The organism is Mycolicibacterium aurum (assembly GCF_900637195.1).
Lineage (GTDB): Bacteria > Actinomycetota > Actinomycetes > Mycobacteriales > Mycobacteriaceae > Mycobacterium > Mycobacterium aurum.
In genome coordinates this window covers 3,737,893-3,750,873 of record NZ_LR134356.1, presented here as the reverse complement: position 1 = coordinate 3,750,873, position 12,981 = coordinate 3,737,893, and the positions used below count along the sequence as shown (strand labels likewise).

12 protein-coding genes are annotated in these 12,981 nt (G+C 67.7%); 4 read left to right on the top strand and 8 right to left on the bottom strand.

Annotated elements, in window-relative coordinates; translation table 11 throughout:
- Positions 1-4 precede the first annotated feature (4 nt).
- Positions 5-829 carry a serine hydrolase domain-containing protein gene (locus EL337_RS17510; protein WP_048631821.1) on the top strand — a complete coding sequence of 275 codons (825 nt, stop codon included), beginning with the start codon at positions 5-7 and terminating at the stop codon, positions 827-829.
- A gap of 149 nt (positions 830-978) precedes the next feature.
- The gene (locus tag EL337_RS17505; protein WP_048631885.1) at positions 979-1,491 is read left to right on the top strand and encodes a DUF3145 domain-containing protein; all 513 of its coding nucleotides are present in this window, start codon (positions 979-981) and stop codon (positions 1,489-1,491) included.
- On the opposite strand, the gene EL337_RS17500 is transcribed toward EL337_RS17505, so the two are convergent.
- Positions 1,488-2,387 carry a diacylglycerol kinase gene (locus tag EL337_RS17500; protein ID WP_048631820.1) on the bottom strand — a complete coding sequence of 300 codons (900 nt, stop codon included), beginning with the start codon at positions 2,385-2,387 and terminating at the stop codon, positions 1,488-1,490. The two genes, EL337_RS17505 and EL337_RS17500, sit on opposite strands and share 4 nt — an antisense overlap.
- Complete coding sequence (locus EL337_RS17495) at positions 2,384-3,964, bottom strand: FAD-binding oxidoreductase (RefSeq protein ID WP_048631884.1); 1,581 nt, start codon at positions 3,962-3,964, stop codon at positions 2,384-2,386. The genes EL337_RS17500 and EL337_RS17495 overlap by 4 nt, the downstream gene beginning before the upstream one ends.
- 53 nt (positions 3,965-4,017) lie before the next feature.
- Here EL337_RS17495 and EL337_RS17490 point away from each other — a divergent pair, with 53 nt between their 5' ends.
- Together EL337_RS17490 and EL337_RS17485 are read left to right on the top strand one after the other, a co-directional pair.
- Complete coding sequence (locus EL337_RS17490) at positions 4,018-4,596, top strand: TetR/AcrR family transcriptional regulator (protein ID WP_048631819.1); 579 nt, start codon at positions 4,018-4,020, stop codon at positions 4,594-4,596.
- Positions 4,593-6,134, top strand: a complete 1,542-nt coding sequence (locus EL337_RS17485) for a glycerol-3-phosphate dehydrogenase/oxidase (RefSeq protein WP_048631818.1) — start codon at positions 4,593-4,595, stop codon at positions 6,132-6,134. The genes EL337_RS17490 and EL337_RS17485 overlap by 4 nt, the downstream gene beginning before the upstream one ends.
- Positions 6,135-6,202: 68 nt before the next feature.
- Here the strand turns inward: EL337_RS17485 and EL337_RS17480 are convergent, their stop codons facing one another.
- The 6 genes from EL337_RS17480 to EL337_RS17455 all read right to left on the bottom strand — a co-directional run bounded on the left by EL337_RS17480 (position 6,203) and on the right by EL337_RS17455 (position 12,959).
- Positions 6,203-7,636 carry an acyl-CoA carboxylase subunit beta gene (locus EL337_RS17480; protein ID WP_048631817.1) on the bottom strand — a complete coding sequence of 478 codons (1,434 nt, stop codon included), beginning with the start codon at positions 7,634-7,636 and terminating at the stop codon, positions 6,203-6,205.
- A gap of 15 nt (positions 7,637-7,651) precedes the next feature.
- Positions 7,652-8,905 carry a 3-oxoacyl-ACP synthase KasB gene (kasB, locus tag EL337_RS17475; RefSeq protein ID WP_048631816.1) on the bottom strand — a complete coding sequence of 418 codons (1,254 nt, stop codon included), beginning with the start codon at positions 8,903-8,905 and terminating at the stop codon, positions 7,652-7,654.
- 75 nt (positions 8,906-8,980) lie between these two features.
- Complete coding sequence (gene kasA / locus EL337_RS17470; RefSeq protein WP_048631815.1) at positions 8,981-10,231, bottom strand: 3-oxoacyl-ACP synthase KasA; 1,251 nt, start codon at positions 10,229-10,231, stop codon at positions 8,981-8,983.
- Positions 10,228-10,527 (bottom strand): meromycolate extension acyl carrier protein AcpM, encoded by a 300-nt coding sequence (acpM, locus tag EL337_RS17465; protein WP_003933335.1) that lies wholly within the window; start codon positions 10,525-10,527, stop codon positions 10,228-10,230. The genes kasA and acpM overlap by 4 nt, the downstream gene beginning before the upstream one ends.
- A 63-nt stretch (positions 10,528-10,590) precedes the next feature.
- On the bottom strand, positions 10,591-11,526 hold the full coding sequence (locus EL337_RS17460; protein ID WP_048631883.1) for an ACP S-malonyltransferase: 936 nt from the start codon (positions 11,524-11,526) through the stop codon (positions 10,591-10,593).
- A gap of 143 nt (positions 11,527-11,669) precedes the next feature.
- On the bottom strand, positions 11,670-12,959 hold the full coding sequence (locus EL337_RS17455; protein WP_048631814.1) for a PucR family transcriptional regulator: 1,290 nt from the start codon (positions 12,957-12,959) through the stop codon (positions 11,670-11,672).
- Between the last annotated feature and the right edge of the window lie 22 nt (positions 12,960-12,981).

Genomic DNA, 12,981 nt, shown 5'->3' with positions numbered 1-12,981 from the left:
TCCCATGGGAGCCCTCGATGTCCTGGACGAATGGCCGGTCCCCACTGTCGCCGCCGCGGTGGTGGGGCCGTCCGGCGTGCGGGCCCGGCACGGCGATACCGCGCGTCGGTTCCCGCTGGCCTCGGTGACCAAGCCGCTGGTCGCGCGCGCCGCTCAGGTGGCCGTCGAGGAGGGCGCGGTGGAGTTGGACACCGACGCCGGACCGCCGGGGGCGACCGTGCGGCACCTGCTGGCGCACGCAGCCGGCTACGAGATGACCTCGTCCAAGGTGATCGCGCCACCGGGCACCCGACGGATCTACTCGAACTACGGCTTCACCGCCCTGGCCGAGGTGATCGAGCGGGAGTCGTCGATTCCGTTCGCCACCTACCTGGCCGAGTCTGTCCTCGAGCCGCTCGCGATGTCCGACTCCGTCCTGGAGGGCGGCGCCGAGGCTGCCGGGTACGGCATGGCCTCGACGGTCGACGACCTGGTGGCCTTCGCAGGCGATCTGCTGGCACCGGTGACGGTGTCGGAGCAGCTGCACGCGGAGGCCACGAGCGTGCAATTCCCGGGCCTCGACGGTGTGTTGCCTGGGTTCGGAGTGCAGCGGCCCAACGACTGGGGTCTGGGCTTCGAGATCCGGGGCGGCAAATCCCCGCATTGGACCGGCGCTGAGAACTCGCCCCGCACCTACGGGCATTTCGGCCAGTCCGGGACGTTTTTATGGGTCGATCCCGAGGCGGCGTTGGCGCTCATCGTGCTGACCGACCGCAACTTCGGCGAGTGGGCGCACTCGGTGATGCCGGCGCTGTCTGATGAAGTCCTAAGAGAGTACGGGGCGGACTAGCGCAACATGCGCCTCACGAGGCACAATAGGCTCGATAGTCACGCAAACCGACAACTTCATCAACAGGATCCGCACCACATCGCTGAACTTTGCTTCGTTTCACCAGGTCGTTGGGGAAGACGTCCCTCGTGGAACCGAAGGAGCAGCAGATGCGTGCAGCGAACCAATTCGCCGACGCGACGACGGGCGTGGTGTACATCCACGCGTCGCCCGCGGCGGTATGCCCGCATGTCGAGTGGGCGTTGTCGTCGACCCTCAATGCGAGGGCGAATCTGAAGTGGACGCCACAACCGGCCATGCCGGGTCAACTGCGCGCCGTCACCAACTGGGTCGGCCCGGTGGGCACCGGCGGACAGCTGGCCAACGCGCTGCGCTCCTGGTCCGTCCTGCGCTTCGAGGTGACCGAGGACCCCAGCAGTGGTGTCGACGGTCACCGCTGGTGCCACACCCCCCAGCTCGGGCTGTGGAGCGGCGCGATGAGCGCCAACGGCGACGTGATGGTCGGCGAGATGCGGCTGCGCACGCTGATGGCCGCGGGCGCGGACACCTTGGCGTCAGAGCTCGACTCGGTGCTCGGCACCGCGTGGGACGAGGCCCTCGAGGCCTACCGTGACGGCGGCGCCGGTGCCGAGGTCAGCTGGCTGAGCAGGGGAGTCGGCTAGGCCTTCCGCAGGATCTTCAACGCCTTGGGGACCGCCGACACCTCGACGGGCAGCGGGCACACGAACTCGCCGTCGGCATATGCGTTGATGCCGGGTGAATCCACGGAGATCGTGCGCGCGCGCCGCGTACTCACTTCGTCGAGGTCGACGTGCGTGCCCTTGAACACCGTGGGGAACAGCCGGATCAGCCGGGTTCGGGACGCCGACGCCACCATCGTCGCATCGAGCAACCCGTCGCGCGGATCCGCGTCCGGGCAGATCTTCATCCCACCGCCGTAGCTCTTGGTGTTCCCGAAGGCGGCCAGCGTCAGCGGTGTCTCGATGTCCGGGCCGCCGTCGAAGGACAGCCGGAACGGCAGCAGTCGCAGCTTCGAGATCTCGGCCACCATCGCGAGGTTGTAGCGCATCCGGCCGTGGGGCCAGGTCATCCGATTGGTTCTGTCGGTCACCAGCGAGTCGAAGCCCGCGGCCATCACGGTGCCGAACCACCTGACGGTCCCGTCGGCTCCGGAGATGCGCCCGAGGTCCACGTCATCGACAACGCCGTCGACGATGACGTCGGCGGCAGCTTCGGGGTTCTTGGTCGGGATCCCGAACTCGCGGGCGTGATCGTTGCCGGTGCCTGCCGGGATCAGGCCGAGGGGAATGTCGGTCTGCGCGAGCACCTGGAGTGCCAGCGAGATGATGCCGTCACCGCCGACGACGACGAGCGCGTCCATGCCCCGCTCAAGAGCGCCCTCCACGAGCTGTCGCGCGTGCGCGGAGTCGCGGCCCGCGATGGCGACGACGTCGACGCCCCGGCGGTTCAACTGGGTGATCGCCCGCTCGGCGGCATGCGGTGCGCTGCCGTGTCCCGATGCGGGGTTGGTCAACACCGTGACACGTGCAGTGGTCACGGGATCAGCTTGCCGGGGTTCAGAATTCCCGCCGGATCGAGTGCGGCCTTGACCGCGCGCAGCACGGTCACGCCGAGGTCGCCGACCTCCTCCCGCATCCAGGGCCGGTGGTCGGCCCCGACGGCGTGATGGTGCGTGATGGTGCCCCCGGTGCGCATCATCGCCTCCGACGCTGCGGCTTTGGCCGCTCGCCACTGCTCGATCGGGTTGCCGCGCTGGGCGGCGACGACAGTGAAGTACAGCGATGCGCCGGTCGGGTACACGTGCGAAATGTGGCACAGCACCAGCGCCGGTGTCCCAGAATCGGCCAGGGTGGTCGTCAGCGCCTCGGTGACCGCCGTCTTGAGCGTCTGCAGGTTGGACCAGTTGGTCGCGGTTTCGAGGGTCTCGCACAGTGCGCCCGCAGACAGCAGGGCATCGCGAAGGTACGGCGCATTGAAGCGGCCGTGTTCCCACGCCTGTGCCGGGCCCTCGCCCAGCGAGGTTCCGCCCTTGGCGATCAACAGCTCTCGCGTCTCGGCATGCCTGCTCGCGACGTGTGCTTCGGTGCCTTCGAATGCCGTGATGGCCAGGCACCCGCCGGTGATCTGCTGTTCGCCGATCCTGTCCGAGGTGGCGAGGTTGACGCCGGTCTCGGCTTCGTCGGACAGCCGGATCACGGTCGGGCCGGTGCCGGTCTGTACCACCGCGCGCAGCGCGTCGGCGCCGGTGGCGAAGTCCGGGAACGACCACGCCTCGTGGCGGGTGGCTTCCGGGACGGGATGGACGCGGACACGCACCCGCGTGATGATCCCGAACGTGCCCTCCGAGCCGATGAGGAGCTGGCGCAGGTCGGGTCCCGCGGCGGACTCCGGCGCGCGGCCCAGATCCAGCACGCCCACGGGCGTCACGGCGCGCAGGCCGCGGACCATGTCGTTGAACCTGCCGTAGCCCGCCGAGTCCTGACCCGACGACCGCGTCGCCGCGAAACCGCCGATGGTGGCGAACAGGAAGCTCTGCGGAAAGTGGCCCAGCGCGAAGCCGCGCGCGCCGAGCAGCCGCTCGGCCTCGGGGCCGGTGAGCCCGGCGCCCAGCTCGGCCTCCCAGGACACCTCGTCGAGGGAGTGCAGTTCATCGAGCCGTCGCAGGTCCAGGGACACCACGGCTTTGAAGTCGCCGCGCATCGGGTCCAGCCCGCCCACCACGCTGGTACCGCCGCCGAACGGCACCACGGCGATGCTGCGGTCGGCGCAGAAACGCAGGATCTCGGACACCTCGGTCTCGGTACCGGGGACCAGCACTGCGTCCGGCGCGTCCTGTATGCCGAAGTCCCTGCGCCGCAACAGGTCCAGTGTGGACTTGCCGCCGGCGCGTAACAGCCGAGCCCGGTCGTCCACGCTCACATGGGCTTCTCCGACGATCGCGCTGAGACCGTCCCGGTCGGCGGGTGACAGGGCGGACGGTCGAAGCCGAACCTGCTCGAGGGACGGTTCGTCGATGCCGCCGGCGTCGATGCCGAGTGCCTGATCGAGCAGTGAGCGGATACCCGGGGAGAGCGGTGTTGCGGCGTCGGGGTCGCCCCAGCCGTTCCACAGCATCGGTGGGTCGCTGGGGTGGGCATCGGCGAGAGTCATGCGTTACAGTATTACAGATGGTGTCAATCCGTAAATCAGATGCGAGCGTCGATCAGCGAATCCTCGACGCCGCGGCGGCCTGCATCCTGGCTTACGGGGTCGAGCGAACCACCATGACGGAGATCGCACGCAGGGCCAGGGTCAGCAGGCCGACCATCTACCGCCGCTGGCCCGACATCCGCTGGGTGATCGCCGAGTTGTTGACGATCCGGATCGCCGGCGTGCTGCAGGCGATACCCCACAGCGGCGACGGCCGCGAGGATCTGGTCCGCCGCGTCGTGGCGATCGCCGAACACCTGCGCGGCGACGAGATCGTCATGTCGGTGATCTTCAACGCTCCGACGCTGGCGATGGTCTACATCACCAACCGGCTGGGCACCAGCCAGCAGATGCTCGTCGACGCCCTGGCCGAGGCGATCAAGACCGGCCAGGAGGAGGGCAGCGTCCGTGAGGGCGACCCGCTCGAGATGGCCACGATGTGCCTGCTCATCACCCAATCGACGATCCAGTCCGTCCAGATGGTGGAAAAGATCCTCGACAGCCAGGCGCTCAGCCGAGAACTGGCCATCTCTCTGAACGGATATCTGAAATCATGACAGGCTCAACAGCATTGAATGCCTCGCGACGGGCAGCGGACCTCGCCGAGATTGCCGACGGCGCCATGGTCGACATGGTCGTGATCGGCGGCGGGATCACCGGTACCGGCATCGCTCTCGATGCCGTGACCCGCGGTCTGTCGGTCGTCCTGGTCGAGAAGCATGACCTGGCATTCGGCACCAGCCGGTGGAGCTCGAAACTCGTGCACGGCGGTCTGCGCTATCTCGCGACCGGCAATGTCGGCATCGCGCGCCGCAGCGCGGTGGAGCGCGGAATCCTGATGACCCGCAACGCACCTCACCTCGTGCACGCCATGCCCCAGCTCGTGCCGCTGCTGCCCGAGATGTCCAAGGCGTCGCGGGCACTGGTGAGATTCGGCTTCGCGGCAGGCGACGGCCTGCGCAAGCTGGCGGGCACGCCGGCGTCCGCGCTGCCCAGGTCTCGGCGGATCGACGCGCAGCGAGCCATCGCGCTCGGCCCCACCGTGCGTCGCGGTGGCCTGGATGGCGCCCTACTGGCCTACGACGGGCAGTTGATCGACGACGCACGGCTCGTCACGGCCGTTGCGCGCACCGCCGCTCAACACGGGGCCAGGATCCTGACCCGTGTCGCGGCCTCCGATGCGTCACGGAACTCGGTGACGTTGACCGACACGCTCACCGGTGAGGCGATGCAGGTGTCGGCCCGCGCTGTCGTCAACGCCTCCGGTGTATGGGCCGGCGAGGTCGACGACTCGATTCGGCTGCGGCCCAGCCGGGGAACTCACCTGGTGTTCGACGCCAAGGCATTCGGCAATCCCACGGCGGCCTTGACGGTGCCGATTCCGGGGGAGATCAACCGGTTCGTCTTCGCGATGCCCGAACAACTGGGGCGGGTGTATCTCGGTCTGACCGACGAGGACGCTCCCGGTCCGATTCCCGATGTGCCGGAACCGACTCCGGCCGAGATCACGTTCCTGCTCGATACCGTCAACACCGCGTTGGACTCGCCGCTGCGCGAGGAGGACGTGATCGGTTCCTACGCCGGGCTGCGACCGCTGATCGACACCGGCGCAGGCAGGACCGCCGATGTGTCCCGCGAACACGCCGTCACCGATTCACCGTCCGGCGTCATCAGCGTGATCGGCGGCAAGCTCACCGAGTACCGGTACATGGCCGAGGATGTGGTGGACCAGGCCGTCGCCCGCCGTGGTCTGACCGCGGGGGTCTGCCGGACCCGCAATCTGCCGCTGGTCGGGGCGCCGGCCAATCCCGTTGCGACACTGCGGTCCTCACCGGTAGAGCTGCCGGGATCGTTGGTGGCCCGCTACGGCGCGGAGGCGCCGAACGTCATCGCACGCGCCTCGTGTGCGCGGCCGACCGAGCCGGTGGCCGAGGGCATTGACGTCACACGGGCGGAATTCGAGTACGCAGTGACCCACGAGGGGGCGCTCACGGTCGACGACATCCTGGACCGGCGCACCCGCATCGGGCTGGTCGCCGAGGACCGGTCCAAGGCGGAGCCGGCAGCGGCGGAACTGCTGGCCGCGACGAACTGAGGTTCCCGGCTGTGATCCGCGTTGGAATCACGACCAGGAACCTCAGTTCGGCGCAGAAGGCTGCGCGGTTACAGCGGGATGTTCTTGTGGCGACCGCGCCGCGCGGGTGCCTCGGCCAGCGCCTGGGTCAGCACGCTGCGGGTGTGCGCGGGATCGATCTTCGCGTCCACCACCCCGATCTCGATGGCCGAGTCGACGCCGCCGGCGATCCTCTCGTGCTCGATGGCCAGCTCTTCGTGCAGGGCCTCACGGTCTTCCGGCGCAGCGGCGGCCAGCTTCTTCTTGTGCAGGATGCCGACCGCGGCCTTGGCGCCCATCACGGCGACCTCGGCATCGGGCCACGCGAACACCTTGGTGGCGTTCAGCGACCGCGAGTTCATCGCGATGTAGGCGCCGCCGTAGATCTTGCGGGTGACCAGCGTGACGCGGGGTACCGACGATTCACCGAAGGCGTGCAGCAGCTTCGCGCCGCGGCGCACCACGCCGCCCCACTCCTGGTCGACACCGGGAAGGTAGCCGGGTACGTCGACGATGACCACCAGCGGGATGCCGAAGGCGTCGCACAGCCGCACGAATCGCGCTGACTTCTCCGCACTTTCGGAGTTCAGGCAGCCGCCGAGGCGCAGCGGGTTGTTGGCGATGACGCCGACGGTGCGACCGGCGAGCCGGCCGAGACCGACCACGATCGACGGTGCCCAGCGCGACTGGAACTCTTCGAACGGCACACCGTCGTCCAGCAGCGCCTCGACCAGCGGGTGCACGTCGTAGGCGCGGCGAGCGGACTCGGGCAGCAGCGCCTTGAGGTCGGTGTCGCCGGCCTCGGCCTTGGTGCGGTCGAAATGACCCTGCTGGCAGAACAATCCGACCAGGCGGCGGCCGCGTTCGTAGGCGTCGAGCTCGTCGTCGGCGACGATGTGGCAGACGCCGGACTTCTTGTGGTGCGCCTCGGGGCCGCCGAGGGACACCATGTCGACGTCCTCACCGGTGACGCTGCGGACGACGTCGGGGCCGGTGACGAAGACCTTGCTGTCGGGCGCCATCACGATGACGTCGGTGAGGGCGGGGCCGTACGCGGCGCCGCCGGCCGCGAAGCCTACGACGACCGAGATCTGCGGGATGTAGCCCGACGCCCGGATCATCGCCTCGAAGACCAGGCCGACGGCGTGCAGCGCCTTGACTCCTTCGGCCAGCCGCGCGCCGCCCGAGTGCCAGATGCCGACGATCGGGCTCTGGTCCTCGATCGCGACGTCGTAGGCGTTGACGATGTGCTTGCAGCCGTCGACGCCCATGGCGCCGCCCATAACGGTGCCGTCGGTGCAGAAGGCGACGGTGCGCACTCCATTGACGGTGCCGGTGGCGGCCAGCACACCGGACTTGTCGCGTTCGTGCAGCAGCTCGACGCTGCCGTCATCGAAGAACGTGGAGAGCCGCAACAGCGGATCGCGCGGATCAAGGGACTCGTTGGCCGAGTCGGGCGCCCGCCGATTCTCGATTGTCGTCATGTGTTCTCCTGCTTCTCAGTGCTTGCCGAAGGCGAGTGCGACATTGTGCCCGCCGAATCCGAATGAATTGTTGATCGCGTACCGGAAGTCACCGGTGCGCGGTTCGCCCGCCACGACGTCGAGGTCGATCTCTGGATCCAGGTTCCTCAAGTTCAGTGTGGCCGGAACGATGCCGTCCCGCAGCGCCTGGACTGTGAGAATGGACTCCACGGCGCCCACCGCGCCGACGGAATGGCCCAGCGCCGACTTCGGCGCGTAGACCGCGGGCCGGTGACCGGCCATCGCCCTGTTGATCGCCTTGCCCTCGGCGACGTCGCCGACGCTGGTGCCGGTCGCATGCGCGTTGACATGGTCGATATCGCCGGGCTGCAGACCTGCGAGCTGGATGGCGCGCGTCATCGCATAGCCGGCACGTTCGCCGTCCGGGTCGGGGGCCACCATGTGGAAGCCGTCGGAGGTGATGCTCGCGCCCATCAGCCGGGCCAGGATCGTGGCGCCCCGGGCCTTGGCATGTTCTTCGGTCTCGATGACCATCAGCGCGCCGGCCTCGCCGAAGACGAACCCGTCCCGGTCCTTGTCGAAGGGTCGGCACGCGCCCGCGGGGTCGTCGTTGTTGGTCGACATCACGATGCGCATCTGGGCGAACGCGGCGATCGGCACCGCCTCGATGCGCTGCTCGACACCTCCGCAGATGGCGATGTCGGCCTCGCCGAGCACAATGTTGCGCCAGGCCTGGGCAATACCTTCCGAACCCGATGCACATGCCGAAACCGGAGTCACCACACCTGCTTTGGCGTGGCGCTCCAGTCCGACGACCGCGGAAGGTCCATTGGGCATGTACATCTGCACCGACAGAGGTGACACCGAACGCAGGCCGCGTTCCCGCAGGCCGTCGTAGGCGAACACCAGCGCCTCGGCGCCGCCCAACCCGGTCCCGATCGACACCAGGAGCCGTTCGGTGTCGACTTCGGGGGAGCCGGCGTTCTCCCAGACCCGTCGGCCGAGAACCGTCGCCATCTTCTGGACGTAGGACATCCGGCGTTTCTCGACCTTGGTGAGCTCGCCGTCGAAATCCTCGTGCAGGTGCCCACCGATCTTCACCGGAAGCTTGAACTGCTCGACGAATTCATCGCCAAGGAGGCGGATGCCGCTTTGTCCGTCGAGCAGCGACTTCCAGGTAGTTTCCGCGTCGGTAGCCAGACTCGTGGTCATTGCGATACCGGTGACCACGACGTCCGGCAGTCCACTACCTGTTGTCGGCGAAGCCATAAGTGAGCTGCGCGTCCTTTCTCCGGTCCGAGGTCGGCCTCCGGCCTCCGCGGTTTCTAGCGACGTTCGTTCGATCTAGTAGCGACCGAACGCCAATGCCACATTGTGGCCACCAAAACCGAACGAATTGTTGATGGCGTACTGGTAGTCGCCATATCGAGGCTCACCTGCGACGACATCGAGATCGATTTCCGGATCCGGCGTCTCGTAGTTGAGCGTCGGCGGGATGACGCCGTCACGCAGCGTCAGCACCGTCAGGATCGACTCCAGCGCCCCGACCGCGCCGATGGAGTGGCCCAGCGCCGACTTCGGTGCGTACACCGCAGCGTGCTCCACACCCGCGACCCGGATCGCGTTGGCCTCGGCGACGTCACCGATGGACGTCGATGTGGCGTGCGCGTTGACGTGGCTGATGTCCTTGGGGGACAGGCCTGCCGTTTCCATGGCCCGCTTCATCGCGAACCCGGCGCGTGCGCCGTCGGCTGCCGGCGCCACCATGTGGAAGGCGTCCGACGAGATGCCCGCTCCGAGCAGTCTGGCCAGCGGCTTGGCGCCCCGGGCCAGTGCGTGCTCTTCGGTCTCGATGACCATCAGCGCACCCGCTTCACCGAAGACGAAGCCGTCACGGTTCTTGTCGAACGGCCGCGACGCGCCTTCCGGATCGTCGTTGCGAGTGGACATCGCGCGCATCATCGAGAACGCCGCGATGGGCAGTGCCTCGATGCCGCCTTCGACGCCGCCGCAGACGGCGATGTCGGCGTCACCCATGACGATCTGGCGCCAGGCGTGGGCGATGCCCTCGGACCCGGAGGAGCACGCCGACACCGGGGTGATGACCCCGGCGCGGGCGCCCAGCTCCAGGCCGACGACGGCAGCCGCACCGTTGGGCATGATCATCTGAACGGCCAGCGGGGACACCTTGCGGGGCCCGCCCTCGTTCATCGCGTCGTAGGTCTCGACGATCTTCTCGCCGCCACCGAGGCCGGTGCCGATCACGACCGAGAACCGGTCGGGATCGACCTCCGGACGCCCGATGCTGTCCCACAGCTGGTTACCCAGGTACTTCGACATCCGCTGGACGTACGACATGCGTCGCAGTTCGAGCCGGCTCATGAGGGGATCGAGGGGCTCCTTGAGGTGCCCACCGATCTTGACCGCAAGATCCCACTTGGTGACGAAGTCGTCTTCGAGAACGCGGATGCCGCTCTCTCCTGCAAGCAGACCCTTCCACGTGCTCTCGATATCCGGTGCAATCGAGGTGGTCGCCGTGACGGCGGTCACGACGACGTTGGGGAAACCGCCGTTAGCAGTGGAAGGTTTGGTCACTTGTCGCCCGTAATCTGTGCCCGGATGGCCGCAGCGGCTTCGGGGTTCTCTTCTTCGAGCTTCTGGATGTAGGCGACGACGTCACCGACGGTGCGCAGGCCGGCGAGGTCCTCGTCCGGGATCTTCACGCCGTACTTGTCCTCGGTCTGCACCGCGATCTCGACCATCGACAGCGAGTCGATGTCCAGGTCGTCGACGAAGGACTTCTCGGGGGTGACCTCAGAGGGCTCGATACCCGTGACCTCTTCGATGATCTCCGCGAGACCCGAGATGATTTCTTCCTGGCTGGCGCCCACAATGGCTCCTTCTATATGTGTTGTTACTGAATTGATGAAACGTACGAGTCGAGCTGGTATTTCTCAGCTGGCCGAAGCGCGGAGGTACTCCGCGAGCCCGTCCAGGTCAGCGGGGGACTTGATGGGATGCGTCGGCGTTCCCTTCAACTCCCGTTTGGCGATGCCCGTCAACGTTCCCGCGGGCGGGAACTCGACAACGGCGGTGACGCCGAGTTCTTTCATCGAGGCGGTGCACAGATCCCAGCGCACCGGCCTGGTCATCTGGGCGACCAGTTTCGCCATGGCATCGGCGGCCGAGGACACCGGCCTGCCGTCGGAGTTGGACAGCAGGGTCACGGCGGGTTCCGCGGGGTCGATGCGGTCGGCCACCGTGGCGTAGCCCGGCAGGGCCGACGCCATGTACTGGGTGTGGAAGGCGCCTGCGGTGGCCAACGGACGGATGCGGGCGCGGGCCGGCGGATCCTCGGCGAGCTTCTCCAGCGCCGACACCGCGCCGGCGGCGACGATCTGCCCGGCGGCGTTGCGGTTTGCGGCGACCAGGTCCAGCGCTTCCAGGCGGGCCAGCACTTCGGTCTCGTCGCCGCCCAGCAGCGCCGACATGCCGGTGGGCTCGAGCGCGCAAGCCTTGGCCATCTCCTTGCCCCGGGTGGCTGCCAGCGAGACGGCTTCGTCGGCGGAGATCACGCCGGCGATGGCGTAGGCGGCGATTTCGCCGACCGAGTGTCCGGCCACGATTGTGGTGTCGATGTCGAGGCCGTCGAGGACGCCGCGCGTCGTGAGTTCCTCGTAGGCGAGCAGCGTGGCTGCCACGACGAGAGGCTGGGTCACCGCGGTATCGGTGATCTCTTCGGCCGTGGCCGTGGTGCCGAGCCGGCCCAGATCCAGTCCGCTGATCTCCGACCACGCCGCGATGCGCTGGGCAGCACCGGGCAGCTCGAGCCAGTCGGCGAGCATGCCGGGAGTCTGCGAGCCCTGTCCGGGCGCCAGGAATGCGAGCACAGTGGTCTGAGGCACGTCTCTAAGGAAACATTGAGAACGGCGTTTTGCGCGGTGTAAGAGATTATGAACCTTGTCTTATGTTTTTGTAGGTAGTCCACAAAACCGCATGTGATGGGACCCCGTCGAGACCTGGCCGCAATCTGTTACGTCGTGGACTTGTCCGCAATTGTGATCGATGCAACATCGATGACCTGCCGGGATCCCGCGCTCTGAGCAGGGAGCTGATGGGCCTGCCGGGACAGGCGGCCCAGCGACGAGGCGATGCGCAACACATAGGCGTCGCGCGGAACCGTGGGATCACGGCCGGTGAAGTCCGCGATTCGTTTCAGCCGGTAGCGGACGGTATTTGGATGAACGAACAATTGACGCGCGCATGCCTCAATTGCTCCGCCGGAATCCAGATAGGCATCCAACGTCTCGGTGAGCGCCGGTCCGGCGTCGGCCAGGGGCCGCATCACGTCCGCTTCCAGGGCTGCGGCGGCGCTGGTATCACCGAGCAGAGCTCGCTCGGGCAGCAGTTCGCGTGCCGACACCGGGCGCGGGGCACCGGCCCAGCCGGCGACTGCGTTCATCCCCGCAATAGCCTCCGTGGCGCTGCGGTGCGACACCCCAAGCGCCGGCGCGGTGGGCCCGATCACGACCGGGGCGTCGGCGAATGCTCGCATCAGATCCGACAGGAATCGATCGGTCAGGGTAAGCGTGCCCGAGACGATCGCGACCAGCCACGTGCCGTGCACGTCGGACAGTGCGCTGCGTCCGTGGCGTTTCGCCACCTCGTGCACGTCCTCGGCGGCGAATTCTGTCCGGTCCGGCCGCGGCATGCCGACGATCACCGTCGCAGGTGCGGTGGCGTCCCAGTTCAGTGCGGCGGCCTGGGACTGCAGCTCCGGCCCGCTGTCGCCCCGGACCACCGCGTCCACCAGGTTGGCCTCCATCCTGGTGTCCCATGCACCACGGATCTCGGCCTGGTCGGCGTAGGCGCTGGCCGCCGCGAACGCCAGATCGCGGCTGTAGCGCAGGATTCCCGCGGTCAGCGCCGTCAGCTGCTGCTCGGAGCGGGCCAGCAGCGGCACGACTTCTTCGAAGAACTCCATCGTGACGCGCACCATCTCGACGGACTGGCGCAACGCGATCCGCCGGCGCAGATCCTGCGGAACCACTTCGAAGGCCTGTGCGGTGTAGCTGACATTGCTCTGCGGGTCGCGCATCCATTCGACGAAGTTGACGACGGCAGCCTGCACCACGAGCTGCACGCTGGCCCGCTGGGAGGCCTCCATGTCAGCGAAGAACGGCAGCCGTTCTTCCATGGCGTGGACCGCCTCGGTGGCGAGCCGGCCCGAATACTGCTTGAGCCGGCGCAGCGCCGATTCGGGGACGTTCTCCAGCACCTCGACGGTCGACTTCGGCGGGATGAACCGATTGTTGTCGGTCATCCCTAAAAGCTACGCCTGTTTT